This is a genomic window from Janthinobacterium sp. Bl 1 (assembly GCF_058215535.1).
In genome coordinates this window covers 1,415,265-1,441,807 of the sequence record NZ_CM177086.1, presented here as the reverse complement: position 1 = coordinate 1,441,807, position 26,543 = coordinate 1,415,265, and the positions used below count along the sequence as shown (strand labels likewise).

At 61.3% G+C, this 26,543-nt stretch carries 22 protein-coding genes; 7 read left to right on the top strand and 15 right to left on the bottom strand.

The window, feature by feature from the left end; translation table 11 throughout:
* Nucleotide 1: 1 nt before the first annotated feature.
* The 6 genes from AC4BCN_RS06550 to AC4BCN_RS06525 all read right to left on the bottom strand — a co-directional run bounded on the left by AC4BCN_RS06550 (nt 2) and on the right by AC4BCN_RS06525 (nt 6,397).
* On the bottom strand, nt 2–679 hold the full coding sequence (locus AC4BCN_RS06550; protein ID WP_490492837.1) for a DUF2848 domain-containing protein: 678 nt from the start codon (nt 677–679) through the stop codon (nt 2–4).
* 4 nt (nt 680–683) lie between these two features.
* Nucleotides 684–2,012 carry an MFS transporter gene (locus AC4BCN_RS06545; protein WP_490492836.1) on the bottom strand — a complete coding sequence of 443 codons (1,329 nt, stop codon included), beginning with the start codon at nt 2,010–2,012 and terminating at the stop codon, nt 684–686.
* Between the two features lie 108 nt (nt 2,013–2,120).
* A complete protein-coding gene (locus AC4BCN_RS06540; RefSeq protein WP_490492835.1) occupies nt 2,121–2,792 on the bottom strand; it encodes a hypothetical protein in 672 nt (223 codons plus the stop codon).
* Between the two features lie 165 nt (nt 2,793–2,957).
* Nucleotides 2,958–3,875 (bottom strand): LysR family transcriptional regulator, encoded by a 918-nt coding sequence (locus AC4BCN_RS06535; RefSeq protein ID WP_456148593.1) that lies wholly within the window; start codon nt 3,873–3,875, stop codon nt 2,958–2,960.
* Between the two features lie 57 nt (nt 3,876–3,932).
* Entirely contained in the window at nt 3,933–5,168 is a 1,236-nt protein-coding gene (locus AC4BCN_RS06530) for a M20/M25/M40 family metallo-hydrolase (protein WP_490492834.1), read from the bottom strand.
* Nucleotides 5,165–6,397 carry a urate hydroxylase PuuD gene (locus AC4BCN_RS06525; RefSeq protein ID WP_490492833.1) on the bottom strand — a complete coding sequence of 411 codons (1,233 nt, stop codon included), beginning with the start codon at nt 6,395–6,397 and terminating at the stop codon, nt 5,165–5,167. Before AC4BCN_RS06525 ends, AC4BCN_RS06530 begins: the two co-directional genes overlap by 4 nt.
* A gap of 131 nt (nt 6,398–6,528) precedes the next feature.
* On the opposite strand from AC4BCN_RS06525, the gene AC4BCN_RS06520 reads away from it, so the two are divergent.
* Entirely contained in the window at nt 6,529–7,467 is a 939-nt protein-coding gene (locus AC4BCN_RS06520; protein ID WP_034754583.1) for a LysR family transcriptional regulator, read from the top strand.
* A 72-nt stretch (nt 7,468–7,539) separates the two neighbouring features.
* Nucleotides 7,540–9,297, top strand: coding sequence for an allantoate amidohydrolase (locus AC4BCN_RS06515; RefSeq protein WP_490492832.1), 1,758 nt, complete (start codon nt 7,540–7,542; stop codon nt 9,295–9,297).
* A gap of 213 nt (nt 9,298–9,510) precedes the next feature.
* Here AC4BCN_RS06515 and AC4BCN_RS06510 read toward each other — a convergent pair whose 3' ends face one another.
* The 8 genes from AC4BCN_RS06510 to aptA form a co-directional block, all read right to left on the bottom strand.
* Entirely contained in the window at nt 9,511–10,572 is a 1,062-nt protein-coding gene (locus tag AC4BCN_RS06510) for a sulfatase-like hydrolase/transferase (protein ID WP_175560491.1), read from the bottom strand.
* A gap of 809 nt (nt 10,573–11,381) precedes the next feature.
* The gene (locus AC4BCN_RS06505; protein WP_219330070.1) at nt 11,382–12,617 is read right to left on the bottom strand and encodes a Zn-dependent hydrolase; all 1,236 of its coding nucleotides are present in this window, start codon (nt 12,615–12,617) and stop codon (nt 11,382–11,384) included.
* A gap of 10 nt (nt 12,618–12,627) precedes the next feature.
* The gene (hydA, locus tag AC4BCN_RS06500; RefSeq protein ID WP_338680912.1) at nt 12,628–14,019 is read right to left on the bottom strand and encodes a dihydropyrimidinase; all 1,392 of its coding nucleotides are present in this window, start codon (nt 14,017–14,019) and stop codon (nt 12,628–12,630) included.
* Between the two features lie 17 nt (nt 14,020–14,036).
* Nucleotides 14,037–15,521, bottom strand: coding sequence for an NCS1 family nucleobase:cation symporter-1 (locus AC4BCN_RS06495; protein WP_072454245.1), 1,485 nt, complete (start codon nt 15,519–15,521; stop codon nt 14,037–14,039).
* Between the two features lie 122 nt (nt 15,522–15,643).
* Nucleotides 15,644–16,924: an NAD-dependent dihydropyrimidine dehydrogenase subunit PreA gene (gene preA / locus AC4BCN_RS06490; protein WP_070303410.1), complete on the bottom strand. Its 1,281-nt coding sequence runs from the start codon at nt 16,922–16,924 to the stop codon at nt 15,644–15,646.
* Entirely contained in the window at nt 16,924–18,291 is a 1,368-nt protein-coding gene (locus AC4BCN_RS06485; protein WP_338680911.1) for an NAD(P)-dependent oxidoreductase, read from the bottom strand. Before AC4BCN_RS06485 ends, preA begins: the two co-directional genes overlap by 1 nt.
* 46 nt (nt 18,292–18,337) lie before the next feature.
* Nucleotides 18,338–19,840, bottom strand: a complete 1,503-nt coding sequence (locus AC4BCN_RS06480; protein ID WP_338680910.1) for a CoA-acylating methylmalonate-semialdehyde dehydrogenase — start codon at nt 19,838–19,840, stop codon at nt 18,338–18,340.
* Between the two features lie 118 nt (nt 19,841–19,958).
* Nucleotides 19,959–21,275 carry an omega-aminotransferase AptA gene (gene aptA / locus AC4BCN_RS06475; RefSeq protein WP_176390514.1) on the bottom strand — a complete coding sequence of 439 codons (1,317 nt, stop codon included), beginning with the start codon at nt 21,273–21,275 and terminating at the stop codon, nt 19,959–19,961.
* Nucleotides 21,276–21,632: 357 nt separating this feature from the next.
* On the opposite strand from aptA, the gene AC4BCN_RS06470 reads away from it, so the two are divergent.
* Entirely contained in the window at nt 21,633–23,090 is a 1,458-nt protein-coding gene (locus tag AC4BCN_RS06470; RefSeq protein ID WP_338680909.1) for an aminotransferase-like domain-containing protein, read from the top strand.
* A gap of 10 nt (nt 23,091–23,100) precedes the next feature.
* Nucleotides 23,101–23,784: a TetR/AcrR family transcriptional regulator gene (locus tag AC4BCN_RS06465; protein ID WP_319992320.1), complete on the top strand. Its 684-nt coding sequence runs from the start codon at nt 23,101–23,103 to the stop codon at nt 23,782–23,784.
* Between the two features lie 27 nt (nt 23,785–23,811).
* Here the strand turns inward: AC4BCN_RS06465 and AC4BCN_RS06460 are convergent, their stop codons facing one another.
* Complete coding sequence (locus AC4BCN_RS06460; RefSeq protein ID WP_338680908.1) at nt 23,812–24,747, bottom strand: choice-of-anchor A family protein; 936 nt, start codon at nt 24,745–24,747, stop codon at nt 23,812–23,814.
* A 310-nt stretch (nt 24,748–25,057) separates the two neighbouring features.
* Between AC4BCN_RS06460 and AC4BCN_RS06455 the strand changes: the two genes are divergently transcribed.
* The 3 genes from AC4BCN_RS06455 to AC4BCN_RS06445 all read left to right on the top strand — a co-directional run bounded on the left by AC4BCN_RS06455 (nt 25,058) and on the right by AC4BCN_RS06445 (nt 26,535).
* Nucleotides 25,058–25,540, top strand: coding sequence for a hypothetical protein (locus AC4BCN_RS06455; RefSeq protein ID WP_139090112.1), 483 nt, complete (start codon nt 25,058–25,060; stop codon nt 25,538–25,540).
* A gap of 142 nt (nt 25,541–25,682) precedes the next feature.
* Entirely contained in the window at nt 25,683–25,952 is a 270-nt protein-coding gene (locus tag AC4BCN_RS06450) for a hypothetical protein (protein ID WP_034754563.1), read from the top strand.
* A gap of 160 nt (nt 25,953–26,112) precedes the next feature.
* Complete coding sequence (locus tag AC4BCN_RS06445) at nt 26,113–26,535, top strand: VOC family protein (RefSeq protein WP_338680907.1); 423 nt, start codon at nt 26,113–26,115, stop codon at nt 26,533–26,535.
* The last annotated feature ends 8 nt before the right edge of the window (nt 26,536–26,543 follow it).

The window sequence follows — 26,543 nt, the reverse complement described above, 5'->3', positions numbered from 1 at the left end:
TTTATCCTTCCACGGGCAGGGTTTGCACGGCATAGCGGTGCTGCAGGCGGCGCTGCAAGGCTGGATCATACAGCTCCAGCTCGAAAGCGTCGCCATGGCCCATCTCGCCGATGATCGGTTGCGTGCCGCAAAACATGGCGCTGCCCACGGGCAGGCTGGCCTGCCCCGTGTAGCGCTGAATCAGGTCTTCCGGCGACAGCATGCGCGTCACGGGGCCATCCTGGTACAGGGCCGGCACGCCGGCACGCTCGCGCCAGGAGCGCATCTGCAACTGGTCCCAGTGGCCGGCCACGTCGGCATAGCGCCACAGAGTATCGCCCACGGGCTTGCCGCACATCTGCTTCGATACCGTCACGCCATAGCTTTCCACCTTGCGGTCCGTATGATCGGAACCGATGCCCACCAGCAGGCCGTATTCCGTGGAAAACAGCACGAATTCCGCTTCGCCGGACGAATCGCCGCCCGGCACTTCGATCGCGGCGTCGCTCGAGAGCAATGCCGCCGAAACCCTGTAAAACGTCGGCACGCTTTTCGGGCGCGCCACGCCGATGGCTTCCAGTTCGGCGATATGGAGTTCCACCATCGCCATGTCGCGGCCCGTCCAGCCGGCGATGATCAGGTGATCGATGTCGAAGGTGACGGGGCCGTAGCCAGCCAGTTGAAAACGCAATGTCGTCATGATGTTATTCCTCCAGAGGGCCGCGGCCCGTTTCGCGCGCCGCAAAGACGGCGGCGCCGGTGATCAGCAAGGCCGCCGCCACGTACAGCGAGACGGCCACGGTGCTGTTATATGAGCGGTACAGGCTGGCGATGACGAGCGGCGCGAAACCGCCGCCGATGACGCCGGCCAGGGTGTAGGCCAGCGAGGAACCCGCGTAGCGCACCTTGGTGGGGAACTGTTCGATGACGAATGCCGCTTGCGGGCCGTACATGATGGCGTGGATGACCAGGCCCACGACGACGGCCGTGACGATGGCGGCCGGGCTGGCCGTGTCTAACAAGGTAAAGAAGGCAAACGCCCACACGAAGCCCAGGATGGCGCCCAGCGCATACACGGGGCGGCGGCCAATCTTGTCCGACAGCGCGCCAAACACGGGCACCGCCAGCGCATTGCACGCCGTGCCGACCATGATGGCCGTCAGCGCCAGGGTCGACGACAGGTGCAGCACCGTCGTCACGTACGTCAGGGTGAACACCACCACCAGCGCATACAGCACGTCCGAGCCGATGCGCACGCCGCCGGCGATCAGCAAACGGCGCCAGTACACGCGCAGCACGTCGCCGATCGGCGCTTCCGCCTTCGCATCCTGCTGGTCGAGTTCCTTGAACAGCGGGGTTTCCTCGATGCCGCTGCGTATCCACATGCCGAACGCCACCAGCAGCAGGCTGGCGATGAACGGCATGCGCCAGCCCCAATCCATGAATGCTTCATGCGGCAGCAGGTACGTGATCAAGCCGATGCAGCCGGTCGCCAGCAAGGTGCCGAACGATGGTCCCACCTGCGTCCACGAGGCGTTGCGTCCCCGCTTGTCCGGCGCCCCGTGTTCGACGGAGATCAGGACGGCGCCCGCCCATTCGCCACCGAGCGCAATGCCTTGCACGAAACGCAGCGCCACCAGCAGGATGGGGCTCCAGATGCCGGCCGTCGCATACGTCGGCAAGAGGCCCATCAAGCCCGTCGTCACGCCCATCAGCATCAGGGTCACGACCAGCACCCAGCGCCGTCCCAGCTTGTCGCCCAGATGGCCGAAGATCACGCCGCCGATGGGGCGCGAGATGTAGCCGACCGCATATGTGGAAAAGGCCAGGATGGTGCCCGTCAGCGGATCGAACGAAGGAAAGAACAGGTGGTTGAAGATCAGCGCGGCCATGGTGTTGTAGACGGTGAAGTCATACCATTCCAGGGTCGTGCCGACCATGCTGGCCGTGGCCAGGCGGCCCGTCTTGGCCGTCGTGGCCTTCTCGCCCGGTGCCTGGGCTGCCGGATGCGCAGCGTTCGTATATGTGGTCATAGCCTACCTCTCTCGTCAGTTTTATTGCAGGCCCGGCGCAGGATGCTTTGCCCTGCGCCGTGGCCCGTGTCTCGTGTTATCGGTGCCGGCAAGATGCGCGCGGCCGTGTCAGGCCGCGTGCAGGTCCGCCTCGCGCAATTGCCAGGACAGTTGCAGGATGGCCGCCTGTTCCGCATCGAGTCCCAGCGCCGCGCTGGCGGCATTGGCGGCCGCCATGGCGGCGCTTTCGGACGACGCATCGATCAGGAAAATCGGGTCGAGCACGCGGCCCTCCGTCCGTTCCGCCGGCAAAGGGCCGGACAGATTCGCGTCCGGTGTCAGCAGACGCGTGGCAATCACGCCGTCGATCTGCAGCAGCTTCGTTCCCAGCGTGGCCATGGCGTCCACGGCTTGCGCGTCCTGGCCGATGGCTGGCGCGCCCAGACGCAGCACGGCCAGCCAGGCGCCCGTGCCCATGCCCGTTTCCGCCTCGATGGCACATACACGGCGCATCGGGTCGACCATGCGCTGCAAGTTCGTCAGCGACCATGGCGTCTGGTGACCGAAGGCCTTGAAGTAGTCGGGCGTCTGGAAGGCGCCCAGCGACACGGTGCGATACAGGCCCAGGTATTTGCGCGGGCCGCGCACGCTCTGGTAGCGCGTGCCGCTGACGAAGCCGGGAATGCGCACGCGCTCTTCCACGTGTTCGCGGTCGTACCAGCGGTTGAAATCGCGTTCGTGCTCCGGGTCGGCGCTGGTCCAGACAAACAGGATGCCTGGCAAGGTGGGGGACGTCGTCATGATGGTTCCGTTCTGCGTTATGGGTGGTATGCCAATCCAGAATAGGTGGCACGCCATCACTTGGCAAACGGGTTATTCTGAACGCGACTGATAAGTTTTTCTTGTGGGTGGGGCCAACAATGTTGTCGGATTACGCGCTTGGGCGCTAATCCGMGCTAAGCCACGTCAGCCCGCACCGTACTCCTCGCCCAGACCAAGGGTAAACCGTGCCGCCTCCTCGCATGCCAGCATGGCCACCAGCTGGATCGCTTCCGTGGTGATGTCTTCGCTGTAGCTGATGACGATGCGCTGCGGCGCCAGGCTGCTGGTGCAGGGAATCAGGGCGATGTGGCCCTGCTCGATTTCCTCACGCAGGGGCGCCAGCGGCAGCACGGCGATGCCGAAGCCCGCTTTGACCAGGCGCACGATGGCGGAGATCGAGCTGACGCAATGGACCCTTCCCAGTTGCACACCCTCGTCCTGGCACAGCGCCTTCAAGGCCGAATGCGGCTGCGAGCCGCGGTTCATGGTGATGATCGGATGCTGCGCCAGTTGCGCCACCGTGAACGGCACGCCCGTATCGGGCCAGTCGGCGGCCCTGCCGGCCCAGCCCATGGCGATGGCGCCGCTGCCCGTGCTGCGGATATGGTCGCCCGTCAGCATGTCCGTCTGCAGCGCGATATCGAGCTCGCCCTGCTGCAGCTGTTCATGCAGGCGGCGCGTCGATTCCGACGTCAGTTGAATCTCGATACCCGGATAGCGCTCCTGCACGCGCTGCAGGAACGGGATCAGCCAGGTATGCACGATGGTTTCGATGACGCCGATGCGCACTTCGCCCGTGATCAGCGCAGGCGAGGAATTGGCCGCATACATGTCGCGGCACAGCTCCAGCATGCGCTCGGCGTACACGAGCAGGTTGCGCCCGGCAAAGGTCAGGCGGATTTCACGCGCATCGCGGTCGAACAGACGCGTGCCGAAGTCCTGCTCCAGCGAAGCGATGCGGTTCGAGATGGCCGCCTGCGTGATGTGCAGCTTGTCGGCCGCCGTGCGGAAGCTGCCCAGCCGCGCAGCCCAGACAAACGCTTCGAGAAAACGGGTATTCAATGGGAGCTCTTCTTCACAGGTTGAGTGTCCGCCCCATTGTAAGCCAAAGCCCCCGTTCTATTTCCCGCCCAGGAAGTCGAGCAAAGTCAGGGCGACGATCTTGCTGGCCTTGCGCAAATCATCGAGCGCCAGACGTTCATCGGCCTTCTTCGCGTTCGACTCTGGCACGGTGCGCGGGCCGGCGCCATACAGCACGGCAGGAATGCCACGCTCGCCATACAGGCGCGCATCCGCATACAGGGGCGTGCCGACGGCGGGAATCGTCTCGCCCAGAATCGCTTGCGCGTTTTTCTGCAGGCTGCCGACCAGCTGCTCGGAACCGGGCAAGGGCCGCAGCGCGTGCGACAGCAGCAGGCGGCGGATCTCGATGCGGATGCCAGGCTCGCCGCGCACGGCGTCCTCGATCAGCGCGCGCACCTGCGCCTCCACCGCCACCGGGTCTTCTTCGGGAATCATGCGGCGGTCCATCTTCATGACCACCTTGCCCGGCACCACATTGGTGTTCGTGCCGCCATCGATGCGGCCCACGAGCATGGTGGGCGAGTCGATGCCGGCGACTTTCGATTTGATCTTTTTCAGCTCCGGCAGCTGGCCATAGATCGCATTGAGGATCTTGTTCGCCGCCTGCAGCGCGTCGTGCCCCGTCTCCGGCATGGACCCGTGGCCCGACTTGCCGTGCACGGTGATTTCCAGCTGCAGGCAGGCATTGTGCGCCGTGACGATGCCGTAGCTGAAACCGGCTGCGATGACGAAATCGGGTTTCGTCAGCTGCTGTTCCAGCAGCCAGCCCGGCCCCAGCAAACCGCCGAATTCCTCGTCGTACGTAAAATGCAGTTCCAGCTGGCCTTTGAGCGGAATACCCAAGGCTTCGAGCGCGCGCGCGGCAAACACATAGGTGGCGAAATCGCCTTTCGACACGGCCGTCGCGCGGCCATACATATAGCCGCCGTCGATCTGGCCACCATACGGCGGATACGTCCAGTTGTCGCCGGGCGGCACCACGTCGCCATGCGCATTCAGGGCCACGGTCGGACCGCCCGCCGCATACGGCCTGCGCACGATCAGGTTGGTGATGCTCTGCATGCCATATGCTTCCACCTGGTCCGCCGGCACGGCGTGCTTTTCGGCGTTCCAGCCATACGCCTGCAGCAGCTGCGCCACCAGGTCCGCATGGGGCGCGTTATTGCCGGGCGGCGTATCCGTCGGCTGCTGCACCACCTTTTGTAAAAAAGAGACTTCCTCGTCGAAATGTTCGTCGATCCAGGCCGTTATTTTTTCTGCTTGCGTAGTCATTTTGCTCCTTGCATGGTCTGTTGCAGCCAGACGCCAAGCTCGCTGCGCTCGGCCTCCGTCATATTCGTCAGGTTCCCGATCGGCATGGCTTTCAGCTCGATGGCCTGCTTGTAGATTTGCGCCGCGTGCTGGCGTATTTCCGTTTCATTATCGAGCATCATGCCGGCTGGCGCCGTGGCGAAGCCGGGCTGCGTGGGCTGGGCTGAATGGCAGGTGGCGCAGCGCTGGGCGATGATGGCATGCACGGCCTTGAACTGCGCGGCCGGATCCACCGCCGGCGCGGCCGCCACGGCCACGGGTACCTTGGGTGCGATGGCCACAGCCACGGCCAGCAACAGGACAACGCCGAGAGCCGGATAGCGCCACTCGACACGTCCCTTGTGGCGCAGGTTGAAGAAGTGGCGGATGAAGACGCCGGCCGCCATGATCAGCGCCAGCACCAGCCACGCGTGGTCGTTCCGGTAAGTCATCGCGTAGTGGTTGCTGATCATGATGAACAGCACGGGCAAGGTAAAGTAATTGTTATGTACGCTGCGCTGCTTGGCCTTCAAGCCGTGCTTGGGATCGGGCAGTTTGCCGGCCGCCATGGCTTCGACCATCTTGCGCTGGCCGGGGATGATCAGCATCAGCACATTGGCCACCATGATGGTGCCGATCATGGCGCCCACATGGATGTAGGCGGCGCGCCCGCTGAGCAAATGCGTGAGCACGTAGGCGGCGCCGACGATCAGCGCAAACACCGTCACGCCGAACCACAGTTCATGTTTGGCCAGCGGGGAACGGCACAGCAAATCGTACACGGTCCAGCCGATGACGAGGGTGGCGATGCCGATGCCGACAGCCTGGCCACTGGAGATGTCCGCCACGGCCTTGTCGATCATCATGGCCTGGGCATTGAAATAATAGGCGATGGTCAGCAGCGCGAAACCGGACAGCCACGTGGAATACGCTTCCCACTTGAACCAGTGCAGCTCCTTCGGCAGTTCGGCGGGCGCCACCAGGTATTTTTGCGGGTTGTAGAAGCCGCCGCCGTGCACGGCCCACAATTCTCCCGACACGCCCTTTTTCGCCAGGTCCGAGCCGGGTGCGGGCGGGCGGATCGAGTTGTCGAGCCAGACGAAATAAAAGGAAGCACCGATCCAGGCGATGCCCGTGATGACGTGCAGCCAGCGGACGATCAGGTTCAGCCACTCAAGGCCGTACGGGATCAGGTAGGCAAATACTTCCATAAATTTCCTCTAGTCAGACCGAACCAATATTCGTGCCAATCTACACAAGATAAACGGATTTACCGCCCATCACATGAAAAATATCGTATATTTGACATATTCAAATCGATATACAACTGAGCCGCCGCCACATGTCCAGCCTGCCGCAACACCTCGACCTGCACCTGATCCGCATCCTCTACCTGCTGCTGGTAGAAAAGAATGTCTCGCGCGTGGCATTGAAGCTCAATCAGCCGCAGCCCTCGATTTCCGCCTCCTTGCGCAAGCTGCGCGAATTGACGGGCGACCCGCTGCTCGTGCGCGGCGCGCGCGGCATGGTGCCGACCCAGCATGGCGAAAGCCTGCTCAATCCGGCCAAGCGCATCCTCGACCAGACGGAAAGCCTGTTCGTCAAGAAGACGCCGTTCGTGGCGCAGGAAGAGGCGCGCACCTTCCATATCGCCGCACCCGACTACCTGGACAGCCAGTTCCTGCCCAACGTGGTGGCCCTGCTGCGGCGCGGCTCGCCGAAAAGCCGCGTCGTGCTGCATAGCCTGGGGCCGGGCATCGACCATATCCGCCAGCTGTCCGATGGTGGCCTGGACCTGGTCATCGCCAACTGGGACGAGCCGCCCGCGCACCTGCATATCTCGAAGCTGTTCGAAGACCCCATCATCTGCGCCATGCATGCGGAAAACGCCTATGCGCGGCGCACGGCCAGCGACGCCATGACCCTCGACGACTATCTGAGCCTGCCCCACGTGGCGCCGTCGCAGATGATGCCCGGCTACCACGGCGTCATCGATTCCTTCCTCGAACGGCAAAACCTGCAGCGCAACGTGGTGGTGGAATCGGCGTATTTCGGCCTGATTCCCTACATGCTGACGCAGACGGACCTCGTGCTCACGACGGGCCGGCAATTCATGCGCTTCTATGAAAAGACCCTGCCGCTGAAAACGTACACTGTGCCCCTGAAATTTCCGCCGATGCGCTTTTACCAGCTGTGGCACCAGCGCGTGCACCAGGCGCCCGAGCACAAATGGCTGCGCGACCAGGTCAGTGCGGCCGCCAAGGCGCTGGTGCAGCGATAGCCGCTATCAGCGCGCGCATATAATGGACGCAGAACGGGGCGCTATCATCACCGCTTGCATGATCGGAAAACCATGACCACCCTTTCAGACCTGAACGCCGGCAGCCAGGCCGATTTTATCGCGCACCTGCACGGCATCTACGAACATTCGCCCTGGATCGCCCAGCGCGCGGCCGCCGCCCGGCCGTTTGCCAGCCTGACGGCACTCAAGACGGAACTGCAGCGCGTGCTGGCGCAAGCCTCGCCCGAAGAGCAGCTGGGGCTGATCCGCGCCCACCCGGAGCTGGCCGGCAAGGCCGCCATCGCCGGGCAGCTGACGGCGGAATCGACGCGCGAACAGGCCAAGTCCGGCCTGAACCTGTGCAGCGCCGACGAATTCGCCACCCTGCAGCGCCTCAACAGCGACTACAACGCCAAGTTCGGCTTTCCCTTCATCCTGGCCGTCAAGGGCCCGACGGGCGAAGGCTTGACGCGCCAGGACATCATCGCCACATTTGCGCGCCGCCTGAAAAATCGCCGCGCCGACGAACTGGCCGAATCGCTGCGGCAGATCAAGCGCATCGCCGAGCTGCGCCTGAACGAGCTGTTCGACGTGCGCCTGGACTTCGGCCCGGCCATCATGCAGCAGGCGGAAACCCTGGCCGGCTGGAGCGACAGCGATTACAACCTGACCTGCGCTTACCTGACGCCGGCGCACCAGAAAACGGCCGCGCAGCTGGCCGACTGGATGCGGGACGCGGGCATGCAGGTGCACATCGACGCCGTCGGCAATGTGGTCGGACGCTATCTGTCGGATATCCCCGGCGCGAAGACCTTGATGACGGGATCGCACTACGACACGGTGCGCAACGGCGGCAAGTACGACGGCCGGCTGGGCATCGTGCTGCCGATCGCCGTCGTGCGCCACCTGCATGAACGGGGCGAAAAACTGCCGTTCCATCTCGAGGTCGTCGGCTTCGCCGAAGAAGAAGGCGTGCGCTTCAAGAGCACGTTTTTGGGCAGCACGGCCGTCACGGGCCAGTTCGACGTGTCGCTGCTGGAGCAAGTCGATGCGGACGGCGTGAGCATGCGCGACGCGCTGGCCGCCGCCGGCCACGAGGCGGGCGCCATCGGCGCCATCGCGCGCGATCCCGCCAGCGTGCTCGGCTATGTGGAAGTGCATATCGAGCAGGGTCCCGTGCTGCTCGAGCGCGACCTGCCGCTGGGGATCGTGACGGCGATTGCCGGCAGTTCGCGCTACCTGGTCAATCTTGGCGGCGTAGCCAGCCACGCTGGCACCACGCCCATGACCATGCGCAAGGACGCGGCCAGCGCGGCCGCCGAAATCATCCTGCTGGTGGAACAACGCTGCAGCCAGGGCGAAGCGCTGGTGGGCACCGTGGGCCAGCTGCACGTGCCCAACGGCTCCGTCAACGTGATCGCCGGCGCCTGCACCCTGTCGCTCGATATCCGCGCAGCCGTTGATGCCGTGCGCCAGGCGGCCGTCGACGATATTCTCGATGGCATCGCCGCCATCTGCGCGCGGCGCCAGATCGACTACCAGCTGGAACTGCTGCTGTCGGCGCGTGCGGCGCCGTGCGCACCGTGGCTGATGGCGCAGCTGGCGCAAGCCGTGGAATCGGTCGGCATCGAACCGTACGCGCTGCTGTCGGGCGCCGGCCACGACGCCATGGCCATGGCCGCCATCACCGACGTGGCCATGCTGTTTACCCGCTGCGGCAATGGCGGCATCAGCCACAACCCGCTGGAAACCATGACGGCGGACGACGCCGACATCGCGGCGCGCGCGCTGCTGGCGTTTTTGCGCGGCTTCCAGGAGACACGCATGTAACAGGAAAGAAAATGATGGAAAGGCCGGGCAGCACGTCCGGATGTTGCGTGGAAGACAATCAAACCGGGTGCATGCCGGCATTATGGTGTATGTTGTGCAGTAACAACGAAATTCTGCGGTGCCTGCCTCGATCCACGCAGAAGTTTGTAGCAAGCTGAAGTCAGGTCCGCTACAAACCACCACATTATGCTATTTTTCACAAACTGAAGCGTGCTATGGCTCGCAGTGAAAGGACATTCGTATATATGGAACCTGATTTTCAGAGAGCTGCCCGCTATTTACAGCAGATGGTGGCTGATGGTCACCAACCACATAAGCTTCCGTACAGCCCAGTTCAGTACTTGTACTCAATGTATCGATCAAAATTCCAATCGCGCTACGTGCTACCAGCTGTGAATCACCAATTGTCTCAATACCCTGGAAATATTGGACTGATGCTTCCGGCATACTAGAAGCAATGGGCTCATGGCTGGATAACGAAAGCATGTACAAAAAAGCCCTGTCTTGCTGCCGTATCAAATCCACTCCAAAATTAATCATATCTTCATCACAGATACCAAGGAATGGTCCTGGACAGGTTTTCAGCTTGCTCATTTCAGGTTGGAAATATGCATGGTCGATACCCAAGCTTTTCCAGACGGTATCGCGGGCATAAAACATTTTTTGATAACCATGTACTCCGAAAACCTCATACCCTTTATTTTTCATGTAGGCCGGAGCACAACCATCAGCCATTGCTGAAAAATTAGTACTTGCATCAAACTGAATATATTCAGAGCATAACTCACGAATCTCTCCCTGCATGGTCGAGCCGTGATAATCAGTGAATCCTGTCTTCAGCACTTTCACGCCGCGGCTCTTCAGCTTCTTTTCGACCGCCACCAACGATCCATGGCTTTCCCCCCACGACTCCACTAGCATCAAAACCATTTTTGCAGGCATTGAACTTTCACCTTTCACATGATTCAAAAAGGTCGGTTCGCTGGTTTTCCCTAAAGAATTTTCTTTTTTTGAAAAACCATCACTGATCAGCGTTTTAATGGCAAAAGGTGACGGCGTGATAATTTTATTGCGAATCTCACTTGCGCCAACATCCAGCACCAGCAGCACCCCCTTGAATAATATAAGGGAAAAACCAATAAAAAAAGCAACACGCCTGAATTCCAATGAAGTTTTCCGATAAACATCTGAATACAGGAAAAAAAACATTAGTAAAAAAAACAAGGAACAGGTTAACAATATCGGCACCGGGGAATTTCCCAAAACAGCAAACAAGTAAAACTCATACGAACTGGGTCGAATATTCCAACTTGACAATATGGAAACCAAAAAAACAAAAATCCATACAAATTTTATTAAAAACGAAACCCATCTCTTGAAACTTTTTTCCAGATAAGGAAAAAACAGTGGCTCGACGCAGATATAGATACTGCCAAATGCAAAGCTCCATATTAAGCTAGGCAATAGCATCCATAAAAAACAGCGCACATATATGATTTTTTCAGAATAAGTTGAAAAAATCGGTTTTTCTTGCAATGTGAAAATTGAACTCATAGATAGGCAATACTAAAAATGGCATTTTGTCAGCGCACAAAGACACCCGAAGGCCATGACATCTGCCTAACGGTTTAATTATTTTTTTGCACATATTGTAACACGCTTGTCACAAATCTTCTTTACCATACCCGGAACAGAAAACGACGTACAGCTGGAATAAAAAAACATCGTATTTAAAATGGCAATTTTGCATCACTTCTTGACATTATGAACTGCAAGTCAAGTTAAGGAATAATTGATATTAAAAGCTGGCGGAAATTGTATTTCCGGATAAGTGAGAGGTTGCCGCAATCAAGGTCGTTGCCATATATACGCCCGCACCGATTGGTGTCGCGACGGTGTGCTCACTTGCAAAAACAGAAAAAGTGACAGAAGACGCAGGGTGCGCCACGCTCGACGCGGTGCGGTAGACGAAAACCGAATGTCCGCCAGATGCCAGGAAGTCAGGCTGGCGGGCCATTGGTGACCGCCGCCATGACTTCATCATGTTGAAGAAACAAAATAAACGGCACGCCTGACGATTTTTTCTACACCGCCACGGCCCGCTCCAGCATCGCGTGCAGCAGCACGTTGCAGCCCGCTTCCAGGTGCTCGGGCTTGGCGTCTTCGATTTCATTGTGGCTGATGCCGTCCTTGCACGGTACAAAGATCATGCCGGCCGGAGCCAGCCGGGCCGCGTAGATGGCGTCGTGGCCGGCGCCGGAGACCACGTCCATCACGGAGTAGCCGAGTTTTTCAGTGGCGTTGCGCACGGCGCCCACGCAGTCGGGGTGGAACGGGCATGGCGGGTAGTAGGACACTCTTTCCAGTGAAATGCCCAGACCCGTCCTGTCGCGCGTAGCATCGATGAAGGCCGTGATCTCGCCATGCATGGTGTTGAGCAGTTCGTCGTTCACGTTGCGCAGGTCGATGCTGAATTTCACCTCGCCGGGGATCACGTTGCGGCTGTTCGGGAAGACCTGCACCATGCCCACGGTGCCGCGCCCATACGGCGGGTAGCGGTTGGCAATCGCCACCACTTCCTGCATGATGGTGGTGGCCACCTGCAGCGCATCCTTGCGCAGTCCCATGGGCGTGGGGCCCGCATGCGCTTCCATGCCCGTCACCACACAGTCGTACCACGACAGGCCCATCACGGCAGGCACGACGCCGATGACTTTATCGGCATCTTCCAGCACGGGGCCCTGCTCGATATGCGTTTCAAAGTAGGCGCCGATCGGATGGTCGCCCGGCACCTGCTCGCCCTTGTATCCGATGCGCGCCAGTTCCTCCCCCACGGTTTTGCCTTCCGTGTCTTTCGCTGCATACGCCGTTTCGAGCGAAAAGGCGCCGCAAAATACGCCGGAACCCATCATCACGGGCACGAAGCGCGAGCCTTCCTCGTTGGTCCAGAAGGCCACTTCGATGGGCGCCTGCGTCTTGATCTTCAGATCGTTCAGGGTGCGCACCACCTCCAGTCCCGCCAGCACGCCGTAATTGCCATCGAACTTGCCGCCAGTCGGTTGCGTGTCGATATGGCTGCCCGTCATCACGGGCGGCAAGGTGTTATCTACGCCGTCACGGCGCATGAAGACATTACCGATCTGGTCAATCGTGATGCTCATGCCCGCTTCGCGCCCCCAGCCCACCACGAGGTCGCGTCCCTGCTTGTCCAGGTCCGTCAGGGCCAGGCGCTTGACGCCGCCCTTCGCTGTCGCGCCGATCTGCGCCAGCTCCATCAGGGCCGCCCACAATCGTTCGCCATTGATACGCAATGCATCCATCGTCAACTCCTTATGCGGCCGTGGCGGAAAAGGCAGGACGCTCGATATAGCGCCCCGCCCCTTCGACGGCCATCAATTCACCCTGGTGAAACACCACCTTGCCGGCGGCAATCGTGGTGCTGGGGATGCCGCGCACGGTGCGCCCTTCGAAGACGTTGAAGCCTCCCTTGGCGAACTGCGTGGCGGCGGAAATGGTGCGCGTGCCCTGCGGGTCCCACAGCACGATGTCGGCGTCGCTGCCTGCGGCGATGACACCCTTGCGCGGATACATATTGAAAATCTGTGCCGCATTGTTGGAACTGACCTTGACGAATTCGGAAGGCGTGAGCATGCCGGAATTGACGCCAGCGTCCCACACGACGGCCATGCGTTCCTCGACGCCGCCGCAGCCGTTCGGGATGCGCGTGAAGTCGTCCTTGCCGGCCGCCTTCTGCTCGGCGCAGAAGGTACAGTGGTCGGTGGCCGTCGTGTGCAGGTTGCCGCTTTGCAGACCATGCCACAGGGCCGATTGATGGTGCTTGCCGCGGAATGGCGGGCTCATGACGTGGCCGGCCACGTAATCGAAATCATCGCTCTGGTAGACGCTGTCGTCGATCACCAAGTGGCCCGCCAGCGCCTCGCCATACACGCGCTGGCCGTTGGCACGCGCCCGTGTGATGGCGTCGAGCGACTCGGCGCACGAGACATGCACGATGTACACGGGGGTATTGAGGACGTTGGCAATGGCGATGGCGCGGTTGGCCGCCTCCGCTTCCACGGCCGGTGGGCGCGACAGCGGATGCGCCTGCGGTCCGGTGATCCCCTTTTTCAGCAACGCTTGCTGCAACTGAAAAACCAGCTCGCCGTTTTCCGCATGCACGGTGGGCAGCGCCCCCAGTTCCAGCGAACGGGTAAAGCTTTTCACGAGGGTTTCATCGTCGGCCATGATGGCGTTTTTATAGGCCATGAAATGCTTGAAGCTGTTCACGCCATGCTCGCGCACGAGGGTGCCCATCTCTGCATGTACCTGCTCGCTCCACCATGTGATCGCCACGTGGAAGGTGTAGTCGCCGGCCGCCTTGGCCGACCACTCGCGCCATTGGTGATAGGCCTCGATCAAGGATTGCTTCGGCGCGGGAATGACGAAGTCCATGATGGTGGTGGTGCCGCCTGCCAGCCCCGCCGCCGTGCCCGTGAAAAAATCGTCGGACGTTACGGTGCCCATGAAGGGCAAGTTCATGTGCGTGTGCGTGTCGATCCCGCCCGGCATCACGTACAGGCCGCCCGCGTCGATCACGGTAGCCCCTGCCGGTACCGCCAGGTTCTCGCCGACGGCGGCGATGATGTCACCCTCGATCAGCACATCGGCGCGAAACGCGCGGTCGGCGTTGACGACGGTACCGCCACGTATCAGTGTAGTCATCTTGTCTCCTTCAGTGATTACGACTGCGGCGCCTGCTGCACGTGCGCCACGGCCTTGCCCTTCATCATGACGCCGTACACGACGGCGGCGATGGCCACGCCCACGAACCAGGCGTAGGTGTAAATGGTTTTGAAGCCTTCGGCCACGTCGGGAAACGCCGTGGGAAAGGCCGCGTTCAAAAAGCCCGGGATGTTCGGCAGCACGGCGATGACAAAGGCGATCAGCGCCGCCATGTTCCAGCCATTGCCATATGAGTAGACGCCGTCGTCGCGGTACAGCTGCTTCACATCAAGCTGCGTCTTGCGCACAAAATAATAGTCGACGATGAGGATGCCGGCGATGGGTCCCAGCAGGGCCGAGTAGCCGATCAGCCACGTGAAGATATAGCCCTGCGTCGACTCGAGCACCTTCCACGGCATCATGACGATGGCGATGAAGGCCGTGATGTAGCCGCCCATCTTGTACGAAATCTGCTTCGGCGCCAGCGAGGAAAAATCGTACGCCGGGCCCACCAGATTGGCCGCCAGGTTGACGCTGACCGTATCGATCAGGAGAATGATCAGGGCGATCAGCACGGCGGCGCCCGTCATGCGGCTGGCCAGGTCGACAGGGTCCCAGATGGCCTTGCCGTACATTACAACGGAACCCGCCGTGACGATGACGGCCAGCATGGCCAGGAGACCCATGGGCACGGGCAAGCCGATCGACTGGCCGATCACCTGGTCGCGCTGCGTCTTGGCGAAGCGTGTGAAGTCGGGGATGTTCAATGCCAAGGTGGCCCAGAAGCCCACCATGGCCGTCAGCGATGGCCAGAAGACGCTCCAGAACTGGCCCGCCTTTTTGCCGCCGGGGATGAACTGCGATGGCTGGTCCAGCAGGCTGGCCACGCCGCCGGCCTTGCTGTGCACCCAGTACAGCAGCACGAAGCAGATGAGGATTTTCAGCGGCGCCGTGTAGGTTTCCAGCTTGCGGATCGATTCCATGCCATGCAGGATGTAATAGAACTGGATGGCCCAGAAAGCCAAAAAGCACAGCAACTGGCTGCCGTTGATGCCCAGGCCCGCGATCTTCTCGCCGCCCAGTTCATGGCCCACCAGCACGCCCATCAGGGTGTAGATCATCTGCCCCCCGAACCAGGTCTGGATGCCGTACCAGCCGCAGGCGACGATGGCGCGCATCAGGGCCGGCAAGCGCGCGCCCATGGTGCCGAACGAGGCGCGCGCCAGCACGGCATACGGGATGCCGTACTTGGTGCCAGCATGGCCGATCAGCAGCATGGGCAGGAGCACGATGGCGTTGGCGAGAAATACCGTGAGCACGGCCTGGTAACCGGACATGCCGCTGTCGATCAAACTGGCCGACAGGGTGTAGGCGGGAATGCACATCACCATGCCGACCCACAGCGCGGCAAAGTGATACCAGCGCCAGGTGCGCTGCGCCGCCGTGGTGGGCGCCAGGTCTTCATTCCAGAGTTGCGTGTTGCCTGAATAGTCGTGGTTCACAGGTATGCTCCATCGGTTGGGAGGGGATCGGTTTTATAGAAACGGCGCGACCTTTAAGTCAATCTAGCTTACCGCAAAGGCCGGCCGCTGTTTACAAATAAAACGCACGCAATAACCGTGCCCTATGCCGACTCCGCCAATGCCCGAGGGTTGCGCGGATCCTGCGTCCAGTTCATGTATGGCTTGCCTGTCGTCTGCGGCACCATCGTGATGCAGCCCTGCACCGGACAGGTGATTTCGCACAGGTTGCAGCCCACGCATTCATCCTTGATCACCTCATAGGTGCGCGTGCCGGCGGCGTCGATCAGCTGCGCAATCGACTGGTGCGACGTGTCTTCGCAAGCCACGTAGCACTTGCCGCATTTGATGCAGTCGTCCTGGTTGATCTGCGCGATGACCTGGTAATTCATGTCCAGGTATTTCCAGTCCGTCGTGTTGGCCACGGCCTTGCCGGAAAAGTCGCTGATGCGTTCATAACCCTTTTCATCCATCCAGCGCGACAGGCCATCCTTCATCTCTTCGACGATGCGGAAACCATGCAGCATGGCGGCCGTGCACACCTGCACGCAGCCGGCGCCCAGGGCGATGAATTCGGCCGCGTCGCGCCAGTTGCCGATGCCGCCGATACCGGAAATGGGCAAGCCGCGCGTCTGCGGATCGCGGGCGATTTCCGCCACCATGTTCAGCGCGATCGGTTTGACCGCAGAGCCGCAATAGCCACCGTGCGTGCTGGCGCCACCCACGATGGGCAGGGCCACCATGCGGTCCAGGTCCAGCGAGGTAATCGAGTTGATGGTGTTGATCAGCGAGACGGCATCCGCGCCGCCCGCCTTGGCCGCGCGCGCCGGCATGCGCACGTCCGTGATATTGGGCGTGAGCTTGACGATGACGGGCAAACGGCTGTGCTTTTTGCACCAGGCGGTGACCATCTGCACGTACTCGGGCACCTGGCCCACGGCCGCGCCCATGCCGCGCTCCGGCATGCCGTGTGGGCAGCCGAAATTGAGTTCGATGCCGTCCGCCCCCGTCGCCTCGACCTTGGGCAGGATGTCGGCCCAGTAGTGTTCTTCGCAAGGCAGCATCAGCGAGACGATCATGGCACGGTCGGGCCAGTCCTTCTTCACCTGCGTGATTTCGCGCAGGTTGATCTCCAGCGAGCGGTCGGTGATCAGCTCGATATTGTTGAAGCCGACCACTTCGCGGTTCTTGCCGTACAGGGCGGAATAACGCGACGAGACGTTGACGGCGGCCGGGTCTTCGCCCAGGGTTTTCCACACGACGCCGCCCCACCCTGCTTCGAACGCGCGCACCACGTTGTAGGCCTTGTCGGTCGGCGGTGCGGACGCCAGCCAGAAGGGATTCGGCGCCTTGATGCCGCAAAATTCGATGCTGAGATCAGCCATTATGCAGCCTCCACTTTATTGAACAAATCGGAATGGATGGCCAGTGCGGCCAGCTTGCCATGCTGGACGGCTTGCACCGTCAAGTCCTGCCCCGGCGCCACGCAATCGCCGCCCGCATAGATCCCCGGCAGCACCGTGCGAAAGCCCCCATCGACGGCGATCTTGTCGCCTTCACGTTTCAGCAGCGACGCCATCGGGTCATGCAGCACTTCCGTGTCGAGGCTCTGGCCGATGGCCTTGAAGATGGCGTCGGCCGCCACGTCGAACGTTTCCCCCGTTCCCGCCAGACGCGTGCCCTGCATGACCGTTTTTTCGAAACGCATGCCGGCCACCTTACCGCCAGCGTCGAGCAGCACTTGCTGCGGCTGGGCCCACGTCAGCATGCGCACCTGGTTCGCCTTGGCGATTTCCTGTTCATGGTGGGTGGCCGTCATGGCGTCGAAACCGCGCCGGTAGACGAGCGTGACTTCCTCGGCGCCCAAGCGCTGGATCTGCACGGCCATGTCGATGGCCGTATTGCCGGCGCCGATCACAATCGCGCGCTTCGGCACGGGCAGCGCGGCCAAGTCGTCCGCCTGGCGCAGCGCGGCGATGTAATCGACGGCGGCCAGCAAGCCCGGCGCATCCTCTCCCGTCAAGCCCAGCTTGCGGCTGGCGCCCAGGCCCAGTCCCAGGAAGACGGCGTCGTACTGCGCGTGCAAGTCGCGCAGCTGCACGTTCTCGCCCAGCGCCTGGCGACATCGAATCTCGATGCCGCCGATGTCCAGCAGGAAGTCGATTTCCTTTTGCGCGAAATCGTCCGTCAGCTTGTACTTGGCGATGCCGTATTCATTGAGGCCACCTGCCTTGTCTTCCTTTTCAAAGATCACCACGTCGTGGCCCAGCATGGCCAGGCGGTGCGCACACGACAGGCCGGCAGGGCCCGCGCCGACAATGGCAACGGTCTTGCCCGTGGCGGCCGCCCGCTTGAAAGGGTGCTGTGCAAAATGCATGTGGTCGACGGCGTAGCGCTGCAAGAGGCCGATCTTGACGGGCTGGCCTTCCGCGTCGTGGTTGCGCACGCAGACGTCTTCGCAGAGGATTTCCGTCGGACAGACCCTGGCGCAGCTGCCGCCCAGGATGTTCTGTTTCAGGATGCCGGCGGCGGCGCCGTTGATGTTCTTGTCGTGGATATTGCGGATGAAGCTGGCCACGTCGATTTCCGACGGACAGATGCGGCTGCACGGCGCGTCGTAGCAATACAGGCAGCGGGCGCTTTCGATGGCGGCCTGGCGCGCCGTGAGCGGCGGCGCCAGGTCCGTGAAATGGCCCGCCAGTTCCTCGTTGGGCAGGGCGGGATGGGGCAAATAGTTCAAAGACTCGATCATCGCGTATTCCTCTTGTTATGTGCGGCCGGCTTGTGATTTGAAACCCTTACTTCATCTGGGGAAAAGCAAATTCCACACCAGCGCTTGCCGTGTTCGGCCAGCGCTGCATCACGGCCTTGTGGCGCGTGTAGAAACGCACGCCTTCGGGACCATAGGCGTGGTGGTCGCCGAACATGCTGCGCTTCCAGCCGCCAAAACTGTTGAAGGCCATCGGCACGGGCAAGGGGATGTTGACGCCCACCATGCCGACCTGGATCTGGCGCACGAATTCGCGCGCCACGCCGCCATCGCGCGTATAGATGGCCACGCCGTTGCCATACTCGTTGGCGTTGATCAGTTCCACCGCGTGCACCACGTCAGGACAGCGCAGCACGCACAGCACGGGGCCGAAAATTTCTTCCTTGTAGATGCTCATGTCGCGCGTCACGTGGTCAAATAAAGTGCCGCCGACAAAGAAGCCATTCTCGCGGCCCGGCACCACATGGTTGCGGCCATCAACGACCAGAGTCGCACCCTGCTCCACACCCGAGGCGATGAGTTTTTCGATGCGCTGCTTGGCGGCCAGGGACACGACCGGTCCCATTTCCGCACCATCTTCCATGCCGTCGCGCACTTTCAGTGCGGCCGTGCGCGTTGCCAGTGCATCGATCAATTTGTCGCCCGCGTCGCCCACGGCCACCACGACGGAGATGGCCATGCAGCGCTCGCCCGCCGAACCGTAGGCCGCACCGATCAGCGCATCGACCGTCATGTCCATGTCCGCGTCGGGCATCACCACCATGTGATTCTTCGCGCCGCCCAAGGCTTGTACGCGCTTGCCGCTGGCACTGCCGCGCGCATAGATGTATTCGGCGATTGGCGTGGAGCCGACAAAGCTGATCGCCTGCACGACAGGATGATCAAGCAGGGCGTCGACCGTCACTTTATCTCCCTGTACCACGTTGAAGACGCCATCGGGCAAGCCCGCCTCTTTCAGCAGTTTCGCGTGCAGCAGGGACGCCGACGGATCGCGCTCCGACGGTTTCAAGACGAAGGTATTGCCGCAGGCGATAGCGACGGGGAACATCCACATCGGCACCATCACGGGGAAGTTGAATGGCGTGATGCCGGCCACCACGCCGAGTGCCTGGCGCATGGACCAGGCGTCGATGCCGCGCGAAATCTGGTCCGTGAATTCGCCTTTCAGCAGTTGCGGAATACCGACGGCAAACTCCACCATCTCGATGCCGCGCGCCACCTCGCCCTGCGCATCGGCAAAGGTCTTGCCATGCTCGCGCGTGAGCATGGCGGCAAATTCGTCCGTATGCTGCTGGCACAGCTGCAGATAGCGGAACAGGACACGCGCACGCGTCAATGGCGGCGTGGCCGACCACGAGGGAAAGGCGGCGGCCGCCGCCTGCACTGCCGCGCCGACGTCTTCCACGGTGCCCAGCGCTACCCTGGCCACGGGTTCGCCCAGGGCGGGGTTGTAGACGTCGCCATAGCGGCCACTTTGGGTGTCGACTTTGGCGCCGTTGATGTAGTGGGTAATCGTGTCGAGATCGTTCATGGTGTTCCTTTTTAACCCCAAGGGCAGAGGCTGGGGTCAGACCCTCAATGCCGCTAACGCAAAAGTCGACGCTAATGGATGAGGGGGTCTGACCCCGGGTTTTGTTTGAGTTTGCAGTTCAATCGAGATTTTTGAGTACCGTCGCCAGCTTGCCAAACAACTCGTCGACATGCTGTTTTTCCAGCACCAGCGGCGGCGACAGGGCGATGATGTCGCCCGTCGTGCGTATCAGCACGCCGTCGGCGAAGGCCTGCTTGAATGCGTTGAAGGCGCGCGTGCCGGGTTTGCCGGCGATGGGATCGAGTTCGATGCCGGCGATCAGGCCGATGCTGCGCAAGTCGATCACGTGCGGCAAGCCTTTCAGGGAATGCACGGCGTCGCTCCAATACGCCTGCATCGCTTTAGCGTGACCGAGGATGTCCTGTTCCTCGAACACTTGCAGGGTCGCCAGCGAGGCCGCGCAGGCCAGCGGGTGGCCGGAATACGTGTAGCCGTGGAATAGTTCGATGCCGGCTGGCGCATCCATGAAGGCGTCGTGGATATACTTTTTGCTGAACACGGCGCCCATCGGCACCATGCCGTTGGTCAGGCCCTTGGCCGTCGTCATCAGGTCCGGCTCGACGTCGAAATAATCAGCCGCGAACGGCGTCGTCATGCGGCCGAAGCCCGTGATCACTTCATCGAAAATCAAGAGGATGCCGTGCTTGGTGCACAGTTCGCGCAAGCGTTTCAGATAGCCTTTCGGCGGGATCAGCACGCCCGTGGAGCCGGCCACCGGTTCGACGATGACGGCGGCGATCGTCGAGGCGTCATGCAGGGCGACGATGCGTTCCAGTTCATCGGCCAGGTGGGTGCCGTATTCGGGCTCGCCCACCGTGTAGGCATTCTTGTCCAGGTTATGCGTGTGCGGCAGGTGGTCTACGCCGGGCAGCAAGGGGCCGAAGGTCTTGCGGTTGCCGCCGATGCCGCCCACGGAAATGCCGCCGAAGCCCACGCCGTGATAACCGCGTTCGCGGCCGATCAATCGGGTGCGTGCACCCTCGCCGCGCGCCCTGTGGTAGGCCAGCGCGATCTTCAAGGCCGTGTCGACGGCCTCGGAACCGGAGTTGGTGTAGAAGACGTGGCCAAATTTATGCCCCGTGTAATCCATCAGTTTTTCCGCCAGCTCGAAGGCGGCCGGATGGCCCATCTGGAAGGTGGGCGCGAAGTCCAGCTGGCCCACCATCTCGCGGATGGCGCCGACGATTTTCGGCTGCGCATGGCCGCAAGGCACGCACCACAGGCCGGCCGTACCATCGAGGATGGCGTTGCCATCGACGTCCTTGTAGTACATGCCTTCAGCCGACACGAGCAAGCGCGGGTTGGCCTTGAAATCACGGTTATTCGTAAACGGCATCCAGAATGCCGACATCGATTCCGGCCTTGTTTCGTTCATGACCTTCTCCTTGGGATGGGCTGGCGCGGGGCCAGGATCGTTTTTGACGATGCGTAAAATAATTTACCAGTTGGCAAAAAGCTGATGTAATAATAGACAGGCCATCCCCAATGGCACAGATACACAAACGGCAAAGTATCCCAACCGTACAGGTCGGAAAACCACTACAGTTTTGTGTTAAGTAATCTCCGGGAAATTATTGTGAATTTATGACAAACAGAACCGGATGCTATGCAAGGCGCCTGTTGCGACGCAGTGTAAGCACTGCTAGCAGCAGGCAACGCTGCAGAACGCCGGTTATGGAAGTCAGAAATCACAAGAATTTATTGGGGGTTACTTGAGCAGAAAGGAGCCACCGTGAAGCACAGCGACAGCACAGACGATGCCCCCGAGCAATCTACCGGCTGGCCCGTGCTGGACATCGACCGCCAGAAAAAGGGCGGCCTGGTCGAGCAGATCGTCATCGCCATCAGCGTCATGGTGGGCAGCCGCGCCCTGCGCATCGGCACGCGCATGCCGTCCGTGCGCCAGTTCGCCCGCTGCAATGGCGTGTCGACGTTTACCGTCGTCGAATCGTACGACCGCCTGGTCAACCTCGGCCTGCTGTCGTCGCGCCGCGGTTCCGGCTATTTCGTCGCGCGCCACGATATCGCCGCCTCGCCGCAGGCGGCCGTACACGCTAGCCCCACCGCCATCGACGCCCTCACGCCCGATCTGTATTCGGGCGTGTCCGACGCCCTGCCCGTGGGTGCGGGCTGGCTGCCGCCCGAAATGTATGGCGAGGCGACCGTGCTCGATGCCGTGCGCCAGGCCATGCGTATTCCCGCCAGCCGGCTGCGCGGCTATGGCCACCCGCTGGGCTTTCCTTCGCTGCGCCAGCACCTGGCCAGCAGCCTGTCGGAAGAGCTGTTCCAGGTGGAGCCCGACCAGGTCTTGTTGACGCATGGCGCCACGCATGCCTTCGATCTGATCCTGCGCAGCCTGACCAAGCCGGGCGATACGGTGCTGGTGGAAGACCCCGGCTACAGCAATCTGCAGTCGCTGATCCGCCACCACGGCTGCATCCCCGTGGGCATCGCGCGCGGCGAGGCGGGTCTCGACCTCGATGCGCTGGCCAGCGAAGCCGCGCGCACGCAGCCCAAGCTGATGTTCGTCAACACGGTGCTGCAAAATCCGCTGGGCACCTCGCTCAGCCAGGCGCAGACGCACCGCCTGCTGGCCTTGGCCGAGCAATTCGATTTCTGGCTGGTGGAAGACGATATCTACCGCGAACTGGCGGCGCGCGGCGAAGCGTCGCTGGCGGCCATGGACGGCTTGCGCCGCGTGATCCGCGTGGGCAGTTTTTCCAAGACCCTGTCGCCCGTGCTGCGCGTGGGGTCGATTTGCGCCTCGCCGTCGCTGGTGGCGGAACTGGTGCGCGTGAAGATGCTGGCGGGGTTGACGACGTCGGAAATCAACGAGCGTGCCGTCTACCACGCCATCTCCGCGCGGCCCTACAAGCGCATGGTGGAACGGCTGGTGGCGCAGCTCGATGCGGCCCGCGAGCGCAGCATCGACTGCCTGGCACAGGCGGGCATGGCGCCCATGGCGCGTCCGCGCGGCGGCATGTTCGTCAGCGCCGGCTGGCCCGACGTGCAGACGCCGGAATGGAATGGCAAGGTCATCGCCGACATGGCCTTGAAGGCGGGCATCCTGCTGTCGCCGAACGAATTTTTCATGCTGCGCGCGCCCGAGACGGTGTGGTTCCGCTTCAACGTGGCCTACACCGATACCCCCGTGCTGCAGGCATTCCTGCAATCGATACGCCCACGCTAAAGAAACCGCCATGGCCAGCGACAAATCCCCTGCCCTTCTCGTGAAAAATGCCGGCGGCCGGCGCCTGCAAAACCGCGACCGCCTGGAAGCGGACATCCTCGAGCAAGCCGTGCGCGTGTTCGCGGAAAGCGGCTATGAAGGTGCATCGATCGCCACCATCGCCGAGCGGGCCGGCCTGTCGAAGCAGAACCTCATGTATTACTTCCCGTCCAAGCAGCTGCTGTACCAGCGCGTGCTCGACGACGTGCTCGACGACTGGCTGGCGCGCATGGACATGCTGGCCAATGCACACGATGAACCGCGCGACGTGCTGCGCGCGTATATCGGCGCCAAGCTGCGTTTTTCACGTGAACAGCCATGGGCTTCGCGCGTGTATGCGCTGGAAGTGATCAATGGCGCCCCGCTGTACGGCGCGCAGATACGCGACCGGGTCGTGCCCCTGCTGCGCAAGGATATCGCCGTCTTTGAAGCGTGGATCGCGGCCGGCAGGATCGCGCCCGTCAACGCCACGCACCTGATGTTCGCCATCTGGGCCATGACGCAATCGTATGCGGATTTTTCGGCGCAGATGGCCCTGGTGCTGGAACGCAGGCAGCTCACGCGCAAGGATTACGAGGATGCGGAAATCCTGATCGCGCACATGGTGCTGGCGGCCGTGTCCATGCCGCCGGCAGGCGAAAAAAAACCGCCTTGAAAGGCGGTTTCCCGAACAGCGCGAACGTTACGCTGCCGTCTTGCTCTTGCGGCGGCGCGCCATGAAGCCAACCAGGCCCAGGCCTGCCAGCAGCATCGCATAGGTTTCCGGTTCCGGCACGGCCGAGACATAACCGGCCACGTTGGTGGCGTTGAAAGAATGGCTGGCGTTGACCTGGATGTTCGAAGCCCAGTTACCCACGACCACGTCGCCGTTGATCTGGCCGTTACCACCGGCCATGGTCGCCAGCGGCGCCAGGACGCTGCCGTACAAGCCCACGCCGTTCAAGGTGATCGTCTGCGCTTCATAGAAGTTGTACAGCACATTGTATTTGCTGAAATCGCCGTAGCCGCCGGACAGGTTCACGTTCGTGCCGCTGATATTGAGGATCAGGGTGTCGTTCGTGTGCAGATTGCTGAACTTGAAGTTGTTCACCCCGCCCAGGGCTGCGGAAGTCAGGTCGAACACTTGCACGCCGCCCGTGCCGCCCTTCAGGGTCATGCCACCGTAGGCCACGGAGCTGCTGCCCGTGGATGCCACGTTCGCCAGCGAGGCCGAGGTATTTTTCAGCTGGGCCGAGGTCGATGCAAACGATACGGGCGACGCCATCGTCTTGGTCGCCGTGTTCAGGCCCACGCTGCTCGTCGTCGTGCTGCCGCCCACAAAGTAATTGCCGTTCTTGATAGAACCGGAGCTGTAGTTCAGGTTGCCGCCAACGACCAGCGCATAGCCGGTATTACCGTGCGTGACGTAGGCGTCCTTGTTCTTGTCATTGACGGAATAGTTCGATGCCGTCAAATTACCGGCCACCAGCACGCCGCCTTCGACATCGCTGCCGGACGCGCTGAAGTTGCTCAGGGAATATAAATTGGCGCCACCGATGCCCAAATCGACAACACCGGCTTGCGCGGCGCTGGCGGCAAACACGGTCGACAGAACGAGTACGAATGATGATTTAGGCATGATTGACATTTTATTTCCAAAAAGAAAATTAACTTGACGCCAGAATATCATATCCATTGACTTTGATATGTCGCAAACCAACAACTTTTGTAACAATAATGCAAACACAGTTGCACAATGAGAATCATTCTCCTATCGCTGCCCGGAGAACGCGTTAGCCGTCCCGATGACGCTTTGAACAGACGGGCAAACAGCCGCCTGTTCTGCACTTTCAATATTGCTTAGAAGCGCAGCCAACTTGGTGATACGATCGCGGCAGCGCCAGACCAGGCCGGCCCACAGAGTACGAAATCATAAGGATGAAGCACGCATGAAACGATTGTCCCTAGGCGCACTGATGCTGGCATATGCCTGCGGCGCGCACGCCGATGTGTTTAACATGATCGACAACCAGCCGCTCAGCGAAACCTGGCTCAACGCGGGCTTTTACTCATATCACTTTCAGCGCGACAAGAACCTGAACGACAGCAATCCGGGCCTGGGCGCCGAATACCGCTTTTCCACGGTCGCGTCGGTCACAGCTGGCCGCTTCTACAATAGCGACCGCGCCTACTCGAATTACCTGGGCGTGTACTACCAGCCGATCAAGGTGGGCCCGCTGCGCATCGGCGCCGTCGTTGGCGGCTTCAGCGGTTATCCGAAGATGCGCGATGGCGGCTGGTTCCCGGCCCTCGTCCCCACCATCAGCTATGAATACCAGCGCGTGGGCGTGAATATCGCCATCGTGCCGTCCTACAAGGACCGCCTGTATGGCGCGCTCAGTTTCCAGCTGAAACTCAAGGTGTTCGACTAACCGCTTGTCCCGTTTTGTCGCCGTTCGCTCCGCCATTCCTGCCATTCGTCGCATACGCGATGCTCGGCAGCAAGGTTTTGCCTATAGTGGATTCATTGCCAGCATGCATACGGCAGCGGCACCCACACGACAGGAGAACGGCATGAAAGACATCAATTCGGCACCGGGCAGCACTTCCTTCAGCGCTTTCTGGAACGAGCTGTGCGCTTACACGCGCCAGGGCATGGCAGCCTTGCGCGCCATGCCCTGGCCCATGTTGCTGGTATGCTGTCTGGGCCTGGCGTTCCTGATCACCATCTTGCCGCTGGCCATCATGCTGTTTGCCCTCGTCATGCTGCTGAAATGGGCAAGCAACGGCGACGATGCCGGCGCAGACGAAAAAGTGCCTGGCTCGCAGCAGTCGCCGCAATAAAAATTTGTGTCGTGGCAAGAGTGCAATGATGGTTCTATGGCACTATGGATGGGCGCAGCACTGACGGGCGTCAAGCCCATCCCGATGGATGGGTTTGATGTGGAACGCCATGCAGGATCCATGATCGAAGCTACTCCCCCACAGCCATAGGAGTTTTCTGATGACCACGACAGCAAAAGCGACAGCAGCGACGACCATTCCCTGCCTGCGCTACCGCGACGCGCCCGCCGCCATCGAATGGCTGTGCAAGGCGCTCGGCTTTGAAAAACAATTGATCGTGCCTGACGGCAACGGTGGCGTCGCCCATGCGCAACTGAGCTTTGGCAATGGCATGGTCATGGTGGCACCGGCCATCGACAGCGACTATGGCCGCCTGATGAAACTGCCCGGCGACATCGGCGGCGCCAACACGCAAAGCTGCTACCTGGTCGTCAGCGATGCCGACGCCGTCTACCGCAGCGCGCGCGAAGCGGGCGCCGAGATCATGCTCGACATCAAGGATGAAGATTACGGTGGACGGGGCTTTACCTGCCGCGACCCGGAAGGCCATATCTGGAGCCTGGGTACCTACGATCCATGGTAAAACGGAGA